General features: G+C 60.1%; 17 protein-coding genes. 11 read left to right on the top strand and 6 right to left on the bottom strand.

The features are described from left to right. Window positions 1-34: 34 nt before the first annotated feature. Both CX511_RS19550 and CX511_RS19545 read left to right on the top strand, forming a co-directional pair. Complete coding sequence (locus CX511_RS19550; protein WP_045187576.1) at window positions 35-988, top strand: threonine dehydratase; 954 nt, start codon at window positions 35-37, stop codon at window positions 986-988. 417 nt (window positions 989-1,405) lie between these two features. Continuing rightward, window positions 1,406-2,062, top strand: a complete 657-nt coding sequence (locus CX511_RS19545; protein ID WP_101292391.1) for a LysE family translocator — start codon at window positions 1,406-1,408, stop codon at window positions 2,060-2,062. A 198-nt stretch (window positions 2,063-2,260) separates the two neighbouring features. On the opposite strand, the gene CX511_RS19540 is transcribed toward CX511_RS19545, so the two are convergent. Next, window positions 2,261-3,049, bottom strand: a complete 789-nt coding sequence (locus CX511_RS19540) for a helix-turn-helix transcriptional regulator (protein ID WP_045187572.1) — start codon at window positions 3,047-3,049, stop codon at window positions 2,261-2,263. Window positions 3,050-3,150: 101 nt separating this feature from the next. Between CX511_RS19540 and CX511_RS19535 the strand changes: the two genes are divergently transcribed. The 5 genes from CX511_RS19535 to CX511_RS19515 all read left to right on the top strand — a co-directional run bounded on the left by CX511_RS19535 (window position 3,151) and on the right by CX511_RS19515 (window position 6,362). Continuing rightward, a complete protein-coding gene (locus CX511_RS19535) occupies window positions 3,151-3,639 on the top strand; it encodes a GyrI-like domain-containing protein (protein ID WP_045187570.1) in 489 nt (162 codons plus the stop codon). A gap of 116 nt (window positions 3,640-3,755) precedes the next feature. Beyond that, entirely contained in the window at window positions 3,756-4,190 is a 435-nt protein-coding gene (locus CX511_RS19530) for a YybH family protein (RefSeq protein ID WP_045187568.1), read from the top strand. 87 nt (window positions 4,191-4,277) lie between these two features. Further along, window positions 4,278-4,622 (top strand): YciI family protein, encoded by a 345-nt coding sequence (locus CX511_RS19525; protein WP_045187566.1) that lies wholly within the window; start codon window positions 4,278-4,280, stop codon window positions 4,620-4,622. A 19-nt stretch (window positions 4,623-4,641) separates the two neighbouring features. Next, the gene (locus tag CX511_RS19520) at window positions 4,642-5,127 is read left to right on the top strand and encodes an SRPBCC family protein (protein WP_045187564.1); all 486 of its coding nucleotides are present in this window, start codon (window positions 4,642-4,644) and stop codon (window positions 5,125-5,127) included. Then, a complete protein-coding gene (locus tag CX511_RS19515; protein WP_045187562.1) occupies window positions 5,127-6,362 on the top strand; it encodes an RNA polymerase sigma factor in 1,236 nt (411 codons plus the stop codon). The genes CX511_RS19520 and CX511_RS19515 overlap by 1 nt, the downstream gene beginning before the upstream one ends. A 3-nt stretch (window positions 6,363-6,365) precedes the next feature. On the opposite strand, the gene CX511_RS19510 is transcribed toward CX511_RS19515, so the two are convergent. Together CX511_RS19510 and CX511_RS19505 are read right to left on the bottom strand one after the other, a co-directional pair. After that, window positions 6,366-6,836, bottom strand: coding sequence for a MaoC family dehydratase (locus CX511_RS19510; protein ID WP_045187560.1), 471 nt, complete (start codon window positions 6,834-6,836; stop codon window positions 6,366-6,368). A gap of 33 nt (window positions 6,837-6,869) precedes the next feature. Continuing rightward, window positions 6,870-7,814 (bottom strand): alpha/beta hydrolase, encoded by a 945-nt coding sequence (locus tag CX511_RS19505; RefSeq protein WP_045187558.1) that lies wholly within the window; start codon window positions 7,812-7,814, stop codon window positions 6,870-6,872. 210 nt (window positions 7,815-8,024) lie between these two features. Here CX511_RS19505 and fadD2 point away from each other — a divergent pair, with 210 nt between their 5' ends. Both fadD2 and fadD1 read left to right on the top strand, forming a co-directional pair. Further along, window positions 8,025-9,713: a long-chain-fatty-acid--CoA ligase FadD2 gene (gene fadD2, locus CX511_RS19500; protein WP_045187556.1), complete on the top strand. Its 1,689-nt coding sequence runs from the start codon at window positions 8,025-8,027 to the stop codon at window positions 9,711-9,713. Between the two features lie 356 nt (window positions 9,714-10,069). Further along, window positions 10,070-11,767 carry a long-chain-fatty-acid--CoA ligase FadD1 gene (fadD1, locus tag CX511_RS19495; protein ID WP_045187554.1) on the top strand — a complete coding sequence of 566 codons (1,698 nt, stop codon included), beginning with the start codon at window positions 10,070-10,072 and terminating at the stop codon, window positions 11,765-11,767. Between the two features lie 99 nt (window positions 11,768-11,866). Here the strand turns inward: fadD1 and CX511_RS19490 are convergent, their stop codons facing one another. From CX511_RS19490 to CX511_RS19480, 3 genes are all read right to left on the bottom strand, one after another. Next, window positions 11,867-13,174, bottom strand: a complete 1,308-nt coding sequence (locus tag CX511_RS19490) for an NAD(P)/FAD-dependent oxidoreductase (RefSeq protein WP_101292393.1) — start codon at window positions 13,172-13,174, stop codon at window positions 11,867-11,869. Window positions 13,175-13,204: 30 nt separating this feature from the next. After that, window positions 13,205-14,569, bottom strand: a complete 1,365-nt coding sequence (locus tag CX511_RS19485; RefSeq protein ID WP_101292395.1) for a glutamine synthetase family protein — start codon at window positions 14,567-14,569, stop codon at window positions 13,205-13,207. A 96-nt stretch (window positions 14,570-14,665) separates the two neighbouring features. Next, window positions 14,666-14,830 (bottom strand): hypothetical protein, encoded by a 165-nt coding sequence (locus CX511_RS19480; RefSeq protein WP_218187403.1) that lies wholly within the window; start codon window positions 14,828-14,830, stop codon window positions 14,666-14,668. Window positions 14,831-15,016: 186 nt separating this feature from the next. On the opposite strand from CX511_RS19480, the gene hrpA reads away from it, so the two are divergent. Continuing rightward, window positions 15,017-18,922, top strand: coding sequence for an ATP-dependent RNA helicase HrpA (gene hrpA / locus CX511_RS19475; protein WP_101292397.1), 3,906 nt, complete (start codon window positions 15,017-15,019; stop codon window positions 18,920-18,922). Between the two features lie 202 nt (window positions 18,923-19,124). Further along, window positions 19,125-20,246, top strand: a complete 1,122-nt coding sequence (locus tag CX511_RS19470) for a beta-ketoacyl-ACP synthase III (RefSeq protein ID WP_101292399.1) — start codon at window positions 19,125-19,127, stop codon at window positions 20,244-20,246. Window positions 20,247-20,290 lie beyond the last annotated feature (44 nt).

Raw genomic sequence — 20,290 nt, 5'->3', positions numbered from 1 at the left:
GATCAGGTCAAATCCATTGCTGCCGAGGTATCCCATGTTCGACCTGACTGCCCTGCGAGAAGCTGCCCGTCTGGTGCATGCCAGTGTGCCCGCCACTGCTCAGTATGCCTGGCCACGGCTGGCCGAACGGCTGGGGTGCGACGTCTGGGTCAAGCATGAGAACCACGCGCCGACCGGTGCCTTCAAGGTACGTGGGGGCCTGCTGTATGTGCAATGGCTGCTGGAGCAAAAGCCGCAGGTTCGCGGGCTGGTCACCGCAACCCGTGGCAATCATGGGCAGAGCATGGCCCTGGCGGCGCGTAATGCGGGGCTGCCGATCATCATTGTTGTGCCGCAAGGCAATTCGCGGGAAAAAAATGCGGCGATGCGGGCCCTTGGCGCGGAGCTGATCGAGTACGGCGCAGACTTTGACCAGTCCCGTGAAGAGGCCGCACGGCAGGCGCAGCAGCATGGCTACGAAATGGTCCCCTCGTTCCACCCGCAACTGGTGCGCGGAGTGGCCACCTATGCGCTGGAACTGTTTGAGGCGGTTGCTGACCTCGACTGTGTCTACGTCCCAATCGGCATGGGTTCGGGCATTTGTGGGCTGATTCAGGCGCGTAACCTGCTGGGCCTGCGCACCGAAATCGTTGGTGTGGTGTCCAGTGCCGCCGATGCCTTCGCCTTGAGTTTTGAGCAAGGCCACATCGTTACCACCGCCACGGCCAACACCTTCGCCGATGGCATGGCCTGCCGGCTTCCGGTGCCTGAAGCCTTCGAGATTGTCCAACAGCATGCGGCGCGGATCGTGCGGGTCAGCGACGAAGAAATCGCCCAAGCCATGCGGATTTATCACGAAGACACCCACAACACCGCCGAAGGCGCGGGTGCGGCGGGTTTGGCCGCGTTGATGCAAGAGCGCGAGCGCCAGCACGGTCGCAAGGTAGCGGTGATCCTGAGTGGTGCCAACGTTGATCGGCAGCGTTATGCGCAGGTGCTGGGTGTTTAGCGCAGGCGTGCGAAGTGACGGTGGTTTGCAGTGGCTAGCGCGGGCAAGCCGCTGACCAATCGTGGGCGCCAGCGTTGCTGGCGATGGCATCGACGTCGTGTCAGAGAGTGCGCGGTGTCTGCATCGCTGGCAAGGCCGACTCCCACAAAGGCGAGCGCAATGCCTCGCTCTGCTCTGTATGAATGGAGCGAGCGGTTTTGCCTACTTTGCCCCAAAAAAAAGTAAGCCGCCGTAAGGGCGTATGGGGCCGGAAGCGTCAGCACATCGACGGATAAACTCGCGCTGAAGTCGCTCAACCCCGCAAGCACACGTGGCTGCGTCGGCTTACCTAGGGGCGAAGGGCAATTTCTTCCAATACAGCCACCATCAATCCGGCATTAATAATGCCTGTCTTCAGCGCTGTCTATGGAACGCCCGATGCCTTTCTCTAACGGATTTCTCCTCAGTCTTTCCCTGTGCCTGGATATCGGCATCGCCAATATCGCCATGATCACCCTGGCCATGCAGCGTGGTTTTCTCCAAGGCTTTTGGCTGGGGTTGGGCACCTGCGTCGGTGATCTTGTCTACGCCCTGGCGGCTTTGGCCGGGATGACGGTGCTGCTGCAATTCGAAGCCGTACGCTGGGTCCTGTGGTTGGGCGGATCGCTGCTACTGGTGTGGTTCGCGATAAAGATGCTGCTGGCTGCCTGGCGCGGTGACGGGCAGTTACAGCCAGGAAAAATGGTCGTGGAATCGTCCTGGCGGGAGTTTCTGCGTGGGATCTTTCTGGCCATGTCGTCACCCAGTGCGATCCTCTGGTTTGCCGCGGTAGGCGGTGTGCTGATTTCCCGTTCCGGCGGCGGCAGCCTGATGGAGGCTGGCTTGTTCCTGTCCGGTTTCTTTGCCGCAGGGCTGCTCTGGTGCCTGTCGTTGTGCTTGATCGCCAGCCATGGCGGACGGTTACTGGGGCAGCGTTTGCTGACCTGGTCCTACCTGCTCTCGGCGGCGATTTTTTGCTACTTCGCGGTGTACGTGATCGTTTCTGGTTATCGCGAGTTCATCCTCGCCGTGCCGCCTGCCACAGCGGGTCTATAATCAGTCGGGGTGCCCGTGTGCAGGTGCCGTCCGGCCGGAGGGTCTTCGAGATGAAAGGTCTTGATGCGAAAAAAATGGCCAAGAAAAAGCCGCTGAAAACCGCAGATGAAAAACGTGCCGCCAAGCGTGCCAAACGTTCAGCCAGCAGCGGTTTCCTTCCATGATATTGAGCCAGAGCCCCTCCCGGGGCTCTTTTGCTCAGGCGTGCCGGAACGCTGCGCAATAGGCTTGCGGGGTGACACCCATCACCCGGCCAAAGGCATTGATGAAATGGCTCTGGTCATAAAAGCCCAGCGCCAGGGCGACATCCCTGGGGTGAGCGCCTGCGCGCAGCCGTCGGCGCGCTTCAATCAGACGTAGCTGCATGTGGTACTGCAACGGCCCCAAGCCCTTGGCTTTCTTGAAGCAGCGCACGAAGTGGAATTTACTCATTTGCGCCGCTTGCGCCAGTTGATCCAGCGCCAGGCGCTCATCCACGTGAGCGCGCATAAATTTCACACTCTGCTCGATGGCCGGTGCCTGCTCACCAGAGGCTACCGGATCTTGCGCGAACAGCTCGGCCAGTAGCTGCAACAACGCGGCTTCCTGCTCGGCCTCGGAAGGCGCCGCAGCAAAATCCACGATCGAACGGTACAGCGTCGCGTGTTGCAACACCCCTTGCTCAAAAGTGGGGCACCCCTGGGTGGGCCCCAGGTTGTTGTCGCCCATCAGCCGCTGCAAGGCACTGACGTCCAGGTGCAGGCTGATGTACTCGACACCCTCTGGGCCAAAGGTCGAGCCTTGCACCGCCAGTGGGTTGTACAAGGTCACCGCGCCAGGGGGGACATCCAGGTGCATGCCATCAAGCCAGATGTGCTCGTGTCCGGACAGATTGGCACCGAGCACCAGCTCATCATGGGTATGGCGGGGAAAGCTCGCTGCGCTGGCACGCACCCAGGATGACTCGACCAGGCCGCAGCGGTGCAGGGGTTCAGCAATCAGGGCCATGGCTCGGTTCCGAAAACGCATAATTGCGACTACGCTAGCGGACGACCCTGCTGCCCTGCAATCCCTGGGTGGCGCAATGATTTATTGAAGAGGCAAAGGACATGTCCAACGCGAACCAGCAAGCAATTGAACCCGCCCGCTATGAAGACGCTCAAGCCATTACCATCGCCGGTATTGGCCGGCGCTTCACGCAGTCCACGACGGACAGAATTCCTGAGCTGTGGCAGCGCTTCGAACCTCATATTGGGCGGGTGCCCGGACAAGTCCAGGCGCACACTTACGGCGTGTGCTGTAACGCCGATGGCAAAGGCAACTTCGACTACATTGCCGGGGTTCAAGTAGAGAATGTCGAAGTGTTGCCCGTCGATTTTCAGTACGTTGAGCTTAAGCCTCAGCGCTATGCGGTGTTCGAACACCGCGGCAGCGTTGATACCCTCAAGGCGACCTTTCAGGCGATCTGGAACGACTGGCTACCGACGTCCGGCGAGCGAGTGGCGCAAGCGCCGGAGTTCGAACGCTATGGCAAGGATTTCGATCCGTTTGACAGCCGTAGCGTAATGGAAATCTGGCTGCCGCTGGAACGCCGCTAAGCACCGCAGGAAAAATTGCGCAGCGGCTGTCGATTCCTCACCACGTCATTCGACCATCTGTGAATGCGCCGATTTGTTCGGCGCCTGGTACCCGTCGAATTTCAGAGGACACGACCATGAGCAGTGCCGCCGAAAACGAAATCCGCCAACTCATCGAGGCCTGGATTCCCGCCGTCCGCGCCCGTGACATCCCCGCCATCATCGCGCCCTACGCCGACGATATCCTCGCCTTCGATGCCATCAAACAATTGCAGTTCAAGGGCAAGGCCGCTTACCGCGCTCACTGGCAAACCTGTATGGAGCATTGCCCCGGTGAGATGGTTTTTGAGATGGAGCAGTTGCAGATTCATGCCACCCCGGACCTGGCGTTTGCCCATTGGCTCAATCGGTGTGGCCCGCCGGTAGAAGAGGGTGGTGAGGATAAAAGCTGCTACATGCGCGCCACGGTCGGCTACCAACGTATCGGTGGGCAATGGAAGGTGATTCATGAGCATTGGTCGGCGCCGTTCGACATGGAGACCGGTGCCGCCCTGTTCTCGCTCAAGCCTTGAGCTGAAAGCGCAGTGGATTATGCCAATTCGCGCTTTCACCCAGCGCGCGATCTACAGTCATAGTGAGTACCTGCTGTGGAGACGACGATGAAATACCTTTGCCTGGTCTACTGTGAAGAAAGTCTGCTGCACAGCCTGCCTGACAGCCCTGCCGATGCCGAGTGCATGGCCTACGCCGAGTCGATTCAGGGCAGTGGCCGGATGCTCGCCGCCGAGGCGCTCAAGCCGGTACAGACCGCCACCACGGTGCGCGTGCGTGGTGGTCACATGAGCCTGACCGATGGGCCTTTTGCCGAAACCAAGGAGCAACTGGCCGGCTTCTATCTGGTCGATGCCCGCGACCTGAATGAAGCCTTGAACATTGCCAAGGGCATACCTGCCGCCAGGGTCGGCAGTGTTGAAGTGAGGCCGATCCGCGACTTGCAACCTTGAACCGAAGGAGAACCACACGATGAGCCTTCACCCGCCAGGGACCGTGCTGCACGAGCTGTCCCTCAGCCGATTGATCGATGCTCCGCGCAGCAAGGTGTTTCGGGCCTGGACCGAACCCGATTTGCTCGCGCAGTGGTGGGGGCCGAACGGCATGACCACGCCCTTGTGTGAAATGCAGTTGTGGGTAGGTGGCTTGTTTCGCACGGTGATGCGCGCACCTGATGGCACCGAATACCCTAATCAGGGTGTGTTTCTGGAGATTGTTACCCCGTCGCGCATTGTCTTTACCGACGCCTTCGGGCCAGGCTGGGTGCCGTCGAACCGGGCCTTCATGACGGCTGTGGTGACCTTTGAGGATGTCCAGGGTAAGACCCAGTACACCGCACGCGCCTGGCACTGGAGTGCCGCAGATTGCCTGGCCCATGAGGAAATGGGCTTTTACCGTGGCTGGGGGGAAAGCCTGGATCGCCTGGTGGCGTTGGTAACCACCCAGATGCCAGGCTGATGGCCACGCAGGTTCAGGTGCGGGCCGAGGTCGAGTCGGTCTACAGGCGTGAGTCGCGACGTATTCTGGCGACGCTGATTCGCTTGCTGGGTGATTTCGACTTGGCCGAGGAAGCCATGCATGAAGCGTTTTTTGTCGCGGTCGAACGCTGGCAGCGCGATGGTATTCCTGCCAATCCTCGGGCCTGGCTGGTGTCTGCAGGACGCTTCAAGGCCATCGACAGTTTACGTCGGCGTGCCCGTTTCGACCGCTCACAGACGCAGTTGATGATGGCGCTGGAGGCGCTGCAGGAGGACGACGTGAACGATGAGGAGCTACAAGATGATCGCCTGCGACTAATCTTCACCTGTTGTCACCCGGCGCTGGCTGCCGATGCCCAGGTGCCGCTGACTTTACGGGAAGTCTGCGACCTGACCACCGAGGAAATCGCCCGGGCTTTTCTGCTGAACCCGGCAACCATTGCCCAACGCATCGTGCGTGCCAAGGCCAAGATCCGTGACGCGCGGATTCCCTATCAGGTGCCATCGCTGGGCGAATTGCCCGAACGCCTGGACAGCGTCTTGCGCGTTATTTATCTGGTCTTTAACGAGGGTTATTCGGCGTCGTCGGGCGACAACCTGATGCGCAATGATCTGAGCGATGAGGCGATCCGCCTGGGGCGTCTGTTGCAGCAATTGCTGCCCGATCCGGAGGTCTTGGGTTTGCTCGCGCTGATGCTGTTACAGGCCTCGCGCCAGGCCGCGCGCAGCGATGAACAGGGCGATCTGATCCTACTTGATGAACAGGACCGTAGCCTGTGGAATCGCGAACTGATTGCCGAGGGTAGTCAATTGGTGCAACAGGCTTTGCGCAGCCAGCAGTTCGGGGTGTACAGCCTGCAGGCAGCGATCGCTGCGGTGCATGCCGAGGCGGCCAGTGCGCAAGAGACCGATTGGCAAGAGATCGTCGCTTTGTACGACGTATTGCTTCACGGCTGGCCTTCACCGGTGGTGGAACTCAATCGTGCGGCGGCGCTGGCGCGTCGCGATGGACCCCAGGCAGGGCTGTTGGCAGTGGAGGCGATTCTGGCGCGCGGGCAGTTACAGGATTATCACCTGGCCCATGCCGCCCGTGCCGAGCTGTGTCGGCAGTTGGGGCGGCGCGAACAGGCACGCGAGGCGTACCAGACCGCCTGGGGGCTGACCTCGCAAGGCGCTGAACGACGCTACATCGAGCGGCGCCTGAGCGAGTTGTAAGCCTTAACCGATGGTGATCGGTGGCGGGCTGACCAACTCAACAGTCTGCTGTTTGCGCGGGGCGAGGATCTCGGCCTCACCATCGACCACCAGCTCATCGTTCTGGTTGAACACGCGGGTGGCGATACGGACCTTGAACTTGGGCAGCTTTTCCAGGATTTCCAGGCGGACCGTCAGGGTGTCGCCGAACTTCACCGGCTTCTGAAAGCTCATGGTCTGGCCCAGGTAAATGGTGCCTGGCCCTGGCAGTTCGCAGGCCACCGCGGCACTGATCAGCGCGCCGCTGAACATGCCGTGGGCAATGCGTTCCTTGAACATGCTCTTGGCGGCGAACTCAGCATCCAGGTGCACCGGGTTATGGTCACCGGACATGGCAGCGAATAGCTGGATGTCACGTTCTTCGACGGTCTTGCTGAAACTGGCCGTCTGGCCGACTTCAAGGGCTTCGTAGGGCGTGTTGGTGACCTGGGTCATCGATTCGGTTCCTGCTTGGGGCGGGGGCGGCCGTCATTCGCTGCGGGCAGGGCGGCCAAGGGCCAGGGCCTGCTCCAACCAGTCGATGATTGCGGCCGTGACCTCGTCACGGTTGGTTTCATTGAGCAGTTCATGTCGCGCGTTAGGGTACAGCTGCAACTGAACATGCTGGTTGCCGGCCAGGCGCAAAGCACCGGCCAGATCCTTGAGACGCTTGCCGGCACTGACCGGATCACATTCGCCGCCCATCACCAGAATTGGCAGGTTCGGATCGATCTGTTTGAGGTTGGCCGGCAGGCTGATCTGTTCAAGGCCCATCAACAGATCAATCCACAAGCGATTGCTGCAGCGGAAGCCGCACAGCGGGTCGGCGACGTAGTGGTCGACCTCGGCGTTGTCACGGCTGAGCCAATCGAAGGCCGTGCGGGTTGGTTTGAAGGCCTTGTTGAACGAGCCAAACGACAACCATTCGATCAGCGCACTGTGGCCCAGTGGCCCCTGGCGCCAGGCCTCGAAGCGGGCAATCACGCAGGCGGTGCGGTACAGCGCCGGTGGTTGGAAGTTCGAGCCGCTGAGAATTGCTCCTTGCAGGCTGGCGCCGTGGTGCATCAGGTAGGCTTGGGCAATGTAGCTGCCCATGCTGTGACCGAAGAGGAATACTGGCGTGCCGGGGAATTGCTGGCCAATGTGCTGGCTGAGCAGTCCGAGGTCGTTGACCACAGCGCTCCAGCCATCGTGCCGGGCGAACAGGCCGAGGGTGCCGAGCTCGGCGGTACGGCCATGGCCACGCTGGTCATGGGCAATCAGCGCATAGCCTGCAGCGCTCAACGCCTCGCCCAGGCGCTGGTAGCGCCCGGCATGTTCGGCCATGCCATGGGCCAACAGCACCACCGCCTTGATGGGCGTGCTGGGCAGCCATTGGTAGACATACAGGCTGCAGTGATCGCTGGCCGGTAGCCAGAACGCATCGTGGTGCATGGCGAGTCCTTGTGCGCGCAAATGAATCAATCAGCTCAGTGTATAACTCAAGCGTGCAATCGAAGGGCAGCGACAAACAAGATTCACAATGTAAATGACAGCCCTTGGCATATTTGCCACCTGCGGCATACCTGCTAACGTCGGCACAACACCTCCTTCGCCAAGCAGGTCAAGGGGGCCGGAACGGCTCAGGTATGAGGACAAGAATAAATGCAGGCTGATTTCTGGAATGACAAGCGCCCCGCAGGCGTGCCTTCGAACATTGACATGAATGCTTACAAGTCTGTGGTCGAAGTCTTCGAACGCTCTTGCAAGAAATTTGCTGACCGTCCAGCGTTCAGCAACCTTGGGGTGACCCTGACTTACGCCGAACTGGAACGTCACTCGGCGGCCTTTGCCGCCTATCTGCAGCAACATACCGACTTGGTGCCAGGCGACCGCATCGCGGTGCAGATGCCCAATGTGCTGCAGTATCCGATCGCCGTGTTCGGCGCCTTGCGCGCCGGGCTGATCGTGGTCAACACCAATCCGTTGTATACGGCACGGGAAATGCGCCATCAATTCAAGGATTCCGGCGCCCGTGCGCTGGTCTACCTGAATATGTTCGGCAAGCTGGTACAAGAAGTGCTGCCCGATACCAACATCGAATTTCTCATCGAAGCGAAGATGGGCGACATGTTGCCGGCGGCCAAAGGCTGGCTGGTCAATACCATAGTGGCCAAGGTCAAGAAGATGGTCCCTGACTACCAGCTGCCTCAAGCCGTGCCTTTCAAGGCCGCGCTCAGCCAAGGCCGTGGGGTGGTGCCCAAACAAGTGGCGCTGAGCCTCGATGATATTGCCGTGCTGCAGTACACCGGCGGTACCACCGGCCTTGCCAAAGGCGCGATGCTGACCCATGGCAACCTGGTCGCCAACATGCTTCAGGTGCTGGCGTGCTTCTCCCAACATGGTGAGGATGGTCAGCGCATGATCAAAGAAGGGCAGGAGGTGATGATTGCACCACTGCCGCTTTACCATATCTACGCCTTCACCGCCAATTGCATGTGCATGATGGTGACTGGCAACCACAACGTGCTGATCACCAATCCCCGCGACATTCCCGGCTTCATCAAAGAGCTGAAAAAGTGGAAGTTCTCCGGGTTGCTCGGCCTGAACACCTTGTTTGTAGCGTTGATGAACCACCCGGAATTCAAGAACCTCGATTTCTCAGCGTTGAAAGTTACCAACTCCGGTGGCACCGCCTTGGTTACCGCCACTGCTGAACGCTGGGAAAGCCTGACTGGCTGCCGCATTGTGGAAGGCTATGGCCTGACCGAAACCTCGCCGGTAGCCAGCACCAACCCTTACGGCAAGCTGGCGCGCCTGGGGACAGTGGGTATCCCGGTACCGGGTACGGGGTTCAAGGTCATCGATGATGAAGGTCATGAACTGCCGATGGGCGAACGTGGCGAGCTGTGCATCAAAGGCCCGCAGGTGATGAAGGGCTACTGGCAGCATCCGCAAGCGACTGCCGAGTCGCTCGATAGCGAGGGTTGGTTCAAGACCGGTGACATCGCCGTGATCGACCCGGATGGCTTTACCCGGATCGTCGATCGCAAGAAAGACATGATCATTGTCTCGGGCTTCAACGTGTACCCGAACGAGATCGAAGAAGTGGTCATGGGTCATCCACAAGTGGCCAACTGCGCAGTGATCGGCGTCCCGGACGAACGCTCCGGCGAAGCGGTGAAACTCTTTGTCGTGCCGCGTGAAGGCGGGGTCAGCCTGGAAGAGCTCAAGGCCTACTGCAAAGCCAACTTCACCGGCTACAAAGTGCCCAAGCACATTGTCTTGCGCGATTCGTTGCCGATGACTGCGGTGGGCAAGATCCTGCGCCGGGAATTGCGCGATATCGCCTGAATGCCTGTGCCGTAGCCGCTGCCCAAAGGCTGCGATCGAACGCGAAGCGGTCGTCATTGAGCCCCGTCAACGGTGGATGGATGACGACTGCTTTGCAGTCAATCGCAGCCTCTTACCTCGGTAGCGGCCACCGTGAGAATAGGTGTTTAGGTTTTTTACTCTAAAAATGACTATTGAATTATCAAAAGTCATTTTTGTGACTGTTTGGGCTGCTTTAGCTCTAGGCGACCCTTGGCAAAGCTGCTACTCTCGGCCCGCTTCTGATTTTCTGGTTTGCAATAAACCGTAATCTTATATCAATAATAATCGCATCGACTGCGGTGAAGAATTCGCTGGTGCTGGAGGAGTGGGCTTCCATGATCGAAAATTTTTGGAAGGATAAGTACCCAGCCGGGGTTGCGGCGCAAATCAACCCTGATGAGTACCCGAATATCCAGGCAGTATTGAAACAGTCCTGCCAACGCTTTGCTGACAAACCAGCCTTTAGCAACCTGGGCAAAACCATTACCTACGGCCAGCTGTATGAGTTGTCGGGGGCCTTTGCCGCCTACCTGCAAAACCATACCGATCTGCAGCCCGGCGATCGCATCGCCGTGCAACTGCCCAACCTGCTGCAGTACCCAGTAGCAGTCTTTGGGGCCTTGCGTGCAGGCCTGATCGTGGTGAACACCAACCCGCTGTATACCGCACGGGAAATGGAGCACCAGTTCAATGATTCCGGCGCCAAAGCGCTGGTGTGCCTGGCCAACATGGCGCACCTGGCGGAAAAGGTAGTGCCCAAGACCCAGATCAAGCACGTTATTGTCACCGAAGTGGCCGATATGCTGCCACCGGTAAAGCGCCTGTTGATCAACAGCGTGATCAAGTACGTGAAGAAAATGGTCCCGGCCTATCACTTGCCCAAGGCCCTGAAGTTCAACGACGTGTTGAGCAAAGGTGCTGGCCAGCCGGTGAAGGACGCCAACCCCGACAGCAATGATGTTGCCGTGTTGCAGTACACCGGCGGCACCACCGGGGTGGCCAAGGGCGCCATGCTCACCCACCGTAACCTGGTGGCCAATATGCTGCAGTGTCGGGCGCTGATGGGCTCCAACCTCAATGAAGGTTGCGAGATCCTGATCACCCCGTTGCCGCTGTATCACATCTATGCCTTCACCTTTCATTGCATGGCAATGATGCTGATCGGCAACCACAACATCCTGATCAGCAACCCGCGCGACTTGCCGGCGATGGTCAAGGAGTTGTCGAAGTGGAAGTTCAGCGGCTTTGTCGGCTTGAACACGTTGTTCGTTGCCCTGTGCAACAGCGAAGCGTTCCGCAAGCTGGATTTCTCGGCGCTGAAAATCACCCTGTCGGGTGGCATGGCCTTGCAGTTGAGTGTCGCCGAACGCTGGAAAGCGGTGACCGGATGCGCGATCTGCGAAGGTTACGGCATGACCGAAACCAGCCCGGTGGCGGCCGTCAACCCGGCCACGCATAATCAGATCGGGACCATTGGCATTCCGGTGCCTTCGACCCTGTGCAAGATCGTTGATGATGCCGGTACCGAACTACCGCTGGGTGAGGTCGGTGAACTGTGCGTTAAAGGCCCGCAGGTAATGAAGGGTTACTGGCAACGCCAGGATGCCACCACCGAAATCCTCGACAGCGAAGGCTGGTTGAAGACCGGTGACATCGCCCTGATCCAGCCTGACGGCTACATGCGCATTGTCGACCGTAAGAAAGACATGATTCTGGTGTCCGGATTCAACGTCTATCCCAATGAGCTTGAAGACGTACTGGCAGCGCTGCCGGGTGTGCTGCAATGTGCAGCCATCGGTGTGCCTGACGAGAAGTCCGGTGAAGTGATCAAGCTCTTTATTGTCGCCCGACCTGGTGTAACGCTGACCAAAGAGCAGGTGATGGAGCACATGCGTGCCAATGTCACCGGTTACAAGGTGCCGCGTTTCATCGAGTTCCGTGATGCACTGCCGACCACCAACGTTGGCAAGATCCTGCGTCGCGAATTGCGTGATGAAGAGTTGAAAAAACTCGGTCTGAAAAAGATCGCCTGATTGTTGTGGGAGCGGCTTCAGCCGCGAAGGACTGCGTAGCAGTCCCATCCCCCTGGGGCCGCGTGACGGCCCCGGGGGGATGAAGCCGCGCCTACGACCTCAGCGCAACTTCTCAAGCATCTGGTAGTACCACATCCCCGCCGCCAATATCGGATTGCCCAGCACATCGCCCATGGGCACTTTGATGTGCTTGCAGCCAGCAAATGTATCGAACTTCTCCAGCGTACCGGTCAAGGCCTCGGCCATGATCTCGCCCATGATATGGCTGGTGGCGATGCCGTGCCCGGAGTAGCCCTGGCAGTACCAGACATTGTCGGAAAGCTTGCCCAGTTGTGGAATCCGGTTGACCACAATACCCATGGCGCAACTCCACTGGAATTCGATCGGCACGCCTTTGAGCGCCGGGAACGTGCGCTCGATGCAGGGGCGCAGTTCGCCAGCGATATCCCGCGAGTCACGGCCTGAATAGTTGGCGCCACCGCCAAACAACAAGCGGCCATCAGCGGTCAGGCGGTAATAGTCGAGGACAAAGCGGCAGTCATACACCGCCAGGTCCTGTGGGTTGATCTGCGCGGCCAGCTCGCCCAGTGGCGCGGTGGTGACGATGCCACCCATGGCCGGGAAGATCTTGCCTTTGAGCTGAGGCTTTTCCAGTTTGTGATAGACGTCACCGGCCAACAGAATCTGCTTGGCTTCAACCCGACCTTCGGCGGTTACGATGGCCGGCTGGTCACCATGGATGATCTCCAGCACCTCGGAGTTTTCGAAGATCAGTGCACCTAGGCTGTGCGCCGCGCGCGCTTCGCCCAGGCACAGGTTGAGTGGGTGCAGGTGCAGGTTGCGCAGGTTCTTCAAGGCACCAAGGTACAGAGGGCTCTGCAGGTGCTCGGCCATGGCCTTTTGGTCCAGCAGTTGCACCTGGTCGCCCATGCCCCGACGCTGCGCCTCCGATTCGAAGGCCTTCAGCTCACTCATATGCGAGGCCTTCATCGCCGCATGCAAGTGACCGCGCTTGAGGTCGCAGGCGATGCCGTAGCGCTTGACCCGTTGTTCGATAATCTGATGCCCGCGCCAGCGCAAATGCCAGATGAAGTCATCGACGTCTTCACCAAGTTTTTCACGCATCTGTTTGCGCATGGCTTCGTCGCCCGAGAGGCTACCGGTGACCTGGCCGCCGTTACGCCCGCTGGCGCCCCAACCAATCCGGTTGGTCTCGACGATGGCGACCTTCAGGCCGCGTTCGGCCAGCTCGACGGCGCTGGCCACCCCGGTAAAACCACCGCCGATGATCGCGACGTCAACCTTGACCGTGCCTTTGAGCGTCGGGTATTGGGTGGTGTCGTTGAGGCTGGCGGTGTAGTAGGAGGCACTGCGTTGAGCAGTGCCGGTATTCACGGCTGCGTTCATAAAAAATCCTTGGCGCAAAAATAAAGGGGATCAGGCCTGGGTCAGGTACCAGCGCCAGTCCTGTTCGCCGACTTCGGCCATGAACTGTCGGTACTCGGCACGTTTGACTGCCAGGTAGACGCCAAGGAAGGCTTCGCCGAAGGCTTCACGCGCCCACTCCGAGCTTTCCAGGGCCTTGAGCGAGGTGAGCCAGTCGGTGGGCAGCAGCTCCTTGGCCTGGGCGTAGCCGTTGCCTTCGACCGGAGCACCTGGGTCGAGCTGCTGGCACACGCCGTGGTGGATGCCGGCGAGGATCGCCGCTGCCGCCAGGTAGGGGTTGGCATCGGCGCCACAAATACGGTGCTCGATATGCCGGCTGTTGGCCGGGCCGCCGGGAACGCGCAGGCTCACGGTGCGGTTGTCGACGCCCCAGGTCGGTGCCAGGGGGGCATAGCTGTTGGCCTGGAAGCGCCGGTAGGAGTTGGCGTTGGGGCAGAACAGCAGCAACGAATCGAGCAGGTGCTTGAGCATGCCGGCCACCGACTGGCGCAGCAGCGGTGTGCCGGCCTTGTCGTCACTGGCGTAGAGGTTGTTGCCCTGAGCATCGGCCAGGCTCACATGCATGTGCATGCCGGTGCCGGCGAGGTGGTCGAAGGGTTTGGCCATGAAGCAGGCCTGCATGCCGTGTTTGTGCGCCACACCTTTGACCAGGCGCTTGTAGCGTACGGCCTGGTCCATCGCCAGCAAGGCGTCGCCATGCTCCAGAGTGATTTCGACTTGGCCGGGGGCGTATTCGGAAATGGCTGTGCGCGCCGGGATGCCCTGAGCTTTGCAGGCGCTATAGAGGTCCGCGAGAAACGGTTCGATCTGTTCCAGCTCGCGCAAGCCATAGACCTGGGTGCCCCGCGGACGGCCACCGTCGCTGTCTAGTGCTGGCTGCGGGTGCCCTTGGTGGTCGCGTTTTTGGTCCAGCAGGTAGAACTCTAGCTCGCAGGCCATGACCGGGTGATAACCTTCGGCCTTGAGCGCATCGATGACCTTGACCAGCAGGTGGCGCGGATCGGCGATGGTCGCCGGCAAGCCTTCAGTGGGGTGCATGCTCACTTGCAGCGCCGCTGTCGGAATCTGCCGCCAGGGCAAGCGCACCAGGCTGTCTTGCAGCGGATAGGCGCGGCAATCGATATCACCCACGTCCCAGACCAAACCTGAGTTTTCGACATCGTCGCCATTGAGGGTCAGGCCGAGAATGGTGCTGGGCAGAGGCCGGCCGCTTTCATAGACGGCCAGCAGTTCTTCGCGGTGTAACAGCTTGCCGCGTGGCACGCCGTTGGCGTCGAGGATAAACAGCTCAATCATCTCGATATCAGGATTGTTCGCCAGGAACGTTCGGGCCTGCTCGATAGGGGCAAAGTGCATGATGTTCTCGCTCGCGCCTACAGGCGCACAGGACTGTCTGTGCCAAAGGGCGACAGTCGTCGACAAAGAAGGTCGGCTAAAGCTTAGCCGTACGGTTCAGTGCAGAACGAGAAAGGCGTCAGGTGGGCGGGCATGGCGGCAGTGCCACAAGGCCCAGAAGGCGAGAATTACGTGAACCAGCGGGTTTTCCCCAGAGCGAGCCCGCACCTTCGGGAACGAAGGGCGCAACAGCAGGCGAGGCAAGCACAGGGGCGAAGTCATGGCTGGATACTCCCATGCCTGTGAAGGTTCATTAAATCAGCCTTTGTATACCTTCAGGTTGCTCGTGACTAAACAATCACCTGGTGAGCGCCAGCCGTGCCGAGCGGGGGCAAATCTGCGACAATCGCAGCCCTTCCTATGCCGATCATGAAAAAGCAGGCTCACCTGCACGACTAAAAAGCCCCCATGACTGACCACGCTATCGATCAACTGCTGAAAAACCTCGACCATGCCATGATTGCCGAGCGCCATCGCTTGCGTCGGCAGTTGCATGAACTGCGCAAGCGTCCGGACGAAGCCAAGCTGGCCCAGTGGGTCGAGAAGGTCCAGGCGTCCTGCGCCCAGGTCAACGCGCGCAAGCTGAGCGTGCCGAGCATCCGTTACGACGACAGCTTGCCGATTGCCGCCAAGCGTGACGAGATCAAGAAGGTACTGGCCGAGCATCAGGTGCTGATCATCGCCGGTGAAACCGGCTCGGGCAAAACCACCCAATTACCGAAGATCTGCCTGGAACTGGGGCGCGGCCAACATGGCCTGATTGCCCACACCCAGCCACGACGGATTGCCGCGCGTAGCGTGGCCACGCGGGTGGCTGAGGAAATCGGTACGCCGTTGGGGGCGCTGGTCGGTTACCAGGTGCGTTTCGAAGACCAGAGCGACGCCAACACCCTGGTCAAGCTGATGACTGACGGTATCCTGCTGGCCGAAACCCAGCATGATCGTTTTCTTGAGCGCTACGACACCATCATTGTCGACGAAGCCCACGAACGCAGCCTTAACATCGACTTCCTGCTCGGGTACCTGAAGACCCTGCTGCCACGGCGCCCAGACCTCAAGGTCATCATCACTTCGGCGACCATTGACCTGGAGCGTTTCTCCAAGCACTTCAACGATGCGCCAATCATCGAAGTGTCAGGGCGCACCTACCCGGTGGAAACCTGGTACCGGCCGCTGACCAGCGAGCAGGACGAAGAGGGCAACCGGGTTGAAGACGACCTGACGGTGGATCAGGCGATTCTCGCCACCCTCGACGAAATTGCTGCCTTTGAGCGCAGCGAACGCAAAAGCCCAGGTGATGTGCTGGTGTTCCTGCCCGGTGAGCGCGAGATTCGCGACGCTGCCGACATGCTGCGCAAGGCTCAACTGCGTCACACCGAAATTTTGCCGTTGTATGCACGGCTGTCACCGGCTGAGCAGCAGAAGATTTTCCAGTCCCATCCTGGCCGTCGTGTGGTGCTGGCGACCAACGTTGCAGAAACCTCGCTGACGGTGCCGGGGATTCGCTACGTGATCGACAGCGGTACCGCGCGGATCAGCCGTTACAGCTACCGGGCCAAGGTCCAGCGCCTGCCAATTGAGGCGGTCTCCCAGGCCAGTGCCAATCAGCGTAAGGGCCGCTGTGGCCGGGTTGAGCCGGGCATCTGTGTGCGCCTGTACAGCGAAGAGGATTTCAACGCGCGACCGGCATTTACTGATCCGGAGATCCTGCGCACCAACCTGGCGGCAGTGATCCTGCAGATGCTGCACTTGCGCCTCGGTGAGATCGATGCCTTCCCGTTTATCGAGCCGCCGGATGGCAAGGCGATCAGCGATGGCTTCAACCTGTTGCAGGAGCTTTCGGCGGTCAACCGTGAGAACCAGCTGACCCCGCTCGGGCGCCAGCTGGCGCGCTTGCCGGTCGACCCACGCTTGGGCCGCATGCTGCTCGAAGGCGCCAAGCAGGGTAGCCTTAATGAGTTGCTGATCGTCGCTAGTGCCTTGTCGGTGCAAGATCCGCGCGAGCGTCCGCCAGAGCGTCAGCAAGCCGCCGATCAAGCCCATGCCCAGTGGAAAGATGCCGACTCGGACTTCGCCGCGCTGGTCAATCTGTGGCGTGGTTTCGAGGAACAGCGCCAGGCGTTGACCGCCAGTCCGTTGCGCAACTGGTGCCGGAAGAACTTTCTCAACTACCTGCGCCTGCGTGAATGGCGCGATGCCCATCGGCAGTTGAGCCTGATCTGCCGTGATCTGCAGTTGAGCATCAATAAAGAGCCCGCCGACTACCCGAAACTGCACAAGGCGATACTTTCCGGCTTGCTCAGCCAGATCGGCCAGAAGAGTGAAGACGGCGATTACCTGGGGGCTCGCCAGCGGCGCTTCTGGGTGCACCCGTCTTCTGGTCTGGGCAAGAAGCGTCCGCAGTGGATCATGACTGCCGAGCTGGTCGAAACCACCAAGCTCTATGCGCGCATGGTGGCCAAGATCGAGCCGGATTGGATCGAACCACTGGCCACGCACCTGATCAAGAAGAACCATTTCGAACCGCACTGGGAGAAGAAGCGCGGGCAGGTGGTGGCCTATGAACAAATCACCCTCTTCGGCCTGATCGTGGTCGGTCGTCGCCCGGTGCATTTCGGCCCGGTCGATCCGGTGATGTCCCGTGAGTTGTTCATCCGCGAAGCACTGGTCGGTGGAGAGATTCAGTCCAAGGCTAAATGCCTGAGCGCCAACCGGCGCCTGCTCGAACAACTCGACGAGCTTGAAGCCAAGGCCCGGCGTCGGGACATCCTTGCCGATGAAGAGACCTTGTACGGCTTCTACGAAGCGCGCTTGCCGGCAGAGATCCACCAGACAGCGACTTTCGACAGCTGGTATCGGGTCAACAGCCAGAAGGACCCGCAACTGCTGATCATGCGGGAGGAGGATGTGCTGGCCCGTGAAGCCAGCGAGGTCACCGCTGCGCAGTACCCTGACACCCTGCGTCTGGGTGACTTGAGCCTGGCCTTGAGTTATCACTTTGAGCCCAACCATCCGCGGGACGGAGTCACGGTGCGGGTGCCAGCGCCGTTGCTGCCAAGCCTACCCGGCGAACGCCTGGAATGGCTGGTGCCGGGCTTGCTTGAAGCCAAATGCATTGCGCTGGTGCGTAACTTGCCCAAAGCCTTGCGCAAGAACTTCGTACCGGTCCCGGACTTCATCAAAGCCGCCTTGCAGCGCATGACCTTCGCCGAGGGCTCGTTGCCGCAGGCCTTGGGGCGTGAACTACTACGCATGACCGGGGTGCGGGTCAGTGATGAAGCCTGGGCGGAAGCGGCCGGGCAGGTGGACAGTCACCTGAAGATGAACCTGGAAGTGGTCGATGGTCAGGGTAAATTCCTTGGTGAAGGCCGCGACCTGACCGAGCTGACCGCGCGCTTCGTCGCTGCCAGCCAGGCTGCGCTGGCGGTGCCGCAGACCGAGAAAAGCCAGCAGCCGGTGCAGGCCAAGGCCTTTACTCAGGTTGCCGAAACCGCCCAGCAGAAGATTGCTGGCTTGTCGATGACGGTGTACCCAGCACTGGTTGAAGAGAACGGTACGGTCAAGGAAGGGCGTTTCTCAACCCAGGCCGAGGCTGAGTTCCAGCACCGACGCGCCTTGCAGCGCCTGCTCCTGCAGCAATTGGCCGAGCCGGCCAAGTTCCTGCGTGGCAAGCTCCCGGGCTTGACCGAGCTGGGACTGCTGTACCGCGAGCTGGGGCGGATCGAAGCGTTGGTCGAGGACATCCTTCTGGCCAGCCTCGACAGCTGCATTCTTGAAGGTGAAAGCACCTTGCCTCGTGATGGTGCCGGCCTGGCCTCGCTGGCTGAGCGCAAACGCGGCAGCTGGACCGAGCACGCCGAGCGCCTGGCTCGTCTGACCCTGGACATTCTCAAACTCTGGCATGGTCTGCAAAAGCGCTTCAAGGGCAAGATCGACCTGGCTCAGGCTGTAGCGCTCAACGACATCAAGCAACAACTGAGCAACCTGGTTTATACCGGCTTTGTCCGGGAAACTCCGGGGCTTTGGCTCAAGGAGCTGCCGCGCTACCTCAAGGCGATCGAGTTGCGCCTGGAGAAACTGGGTTCGCAAGTGCAGAAGGACCGTGTCTGGAGCGGTGAGCTGGGCAATTTGTGGACGCAGTACAAGGCCCGTGCCGACAAGCACGCCCAGGAAGGCAAGCGTGACGAACAGCTGACGCTCTACCGCTGGTGGCTGGAAGAGTACCGAGTCTCGCTGTTCGCTCAACAGTTGGGTACCAAAGTGCCGGTTTCTGACAAAAGACTCAGCAAGCAGTGGGCTCAGGTAGAAGCCTAACCCCCTGTAGTTGTGGCACACTTGGCCGATGTTCGCTGCTGCCATGCTCAACTTGCCGGCAGCAGCGCTTAACGAGTAAATCCCCTGCGGCTGTTGCGCTTGCAGGGGATATGGCGCGCAAGAGTTGGTACGTTCGTGCCAGCTGACCGAATCGAACAGGCCGTTGCCCGGGGGGCAGCGGCCCCTGAACAGAGGAACGACCGTGCATAACGTCGTCATCAGCGGCACCGGCCTGTACACCCCGGCCAACAGCATCTCCAACGAAGAGCTGGTGGAATCCTTCAACGCTTATGTACAGCAGTTCAACGCTGACAATGCCGAAGCCATCGAGCGGGGTGAAGTGCAGGCGCTGGCCGAATCGAGCGCCGCCTTCATCGAGAAAGCCTCGGGGATCAAGAGCCGTTTTGTCATGGACAAGGACGGTATCCTCGATCCGCAGCGCATGAAACCCCGTTTGCCGGAGCGTTCCAACGATGAGCCGTCGATTCTCTGCCAGATGGCCGTGGCGGCTGCCGAACAGGCCTTGCAACGCGCTGGCCGCACCGCAGCCGATGTCGATGCGGTGATCGTTGCCTGTTCCAACCTGCAGCGCCCGTACCCAGCCATTGCCATCGAAGTGCAACAGGCCTTGGGGATCAACGGCTTTGGCTTCGACATGAACGTCGCGTGCTCCTCGGCCACCTTTGGTATCCAGACTGCGTGCAACAGCGTGCAACTGGGCCAGGCCCGCGCCGTCCTGGTGATCAGCCCGGAGATCTGCACCGGTCACCTGAACTTCCGTGACCGTGACAGCCATTTCATCTTTGGCGATGCCGCCACTGCGGTGCTGGTGGAACGTGCTGACCTGGCAACCTCGGCGCATCAGTTCGATATCGTCAGCACCAAACTGCTGACCCAGTTCTCCAACAATATCCGCAACAATTTCGGCTTCCTCAACCGCGCGGCTGAAGAGGGCATCGGTGCGCCGGACAAACTCTTCGTTCAGGAAGGTCGCAAGGTCTTCCGTGAAGTGTGCCCGATGGTCGCCGAACTGATTGCCCAGCATCTGGCCGAAAACAGCATCGAAGTCAGTGACGTCAAACGCTTCTGGCTGCACCAGGCCAACCTGAGCATGAACCACCTGATCGTCAAGAAGCTGCTCGGTCGCGATGCCCTCGTAGAAGAGGCACCGGTGATTCTCGACAGCTATGCCAACACCAGTTCGGCAGGTTCGGTGATCGCCCTGCACAAGCATCAGGACGACCTGGCTAAAGGCTCGCTGGGCGTGCTCAGCTCGTTCGGTGCCGGCTATTCGATCGGTAGTGTGATCCTGCGCAAGCGCTGAGTGCGGCTGTAACAAACCGCACGCGTCGACGTTCATCGAGCAGG

Source organism: Pseudomonas sp. S06B 330 (assembly GCF_002845275.2).
GTDB lineage: Bacteria > Pseudomonadota > Gammaproteobacteria > Pseudomonadales > Pseudomonadaceae > Aquipseudomonas.
The sequence above is the reverse complement of the archived record's forward strand: the minus strand, read 5'-3'. Positions and strand labels throughout refer to the sequence as shown.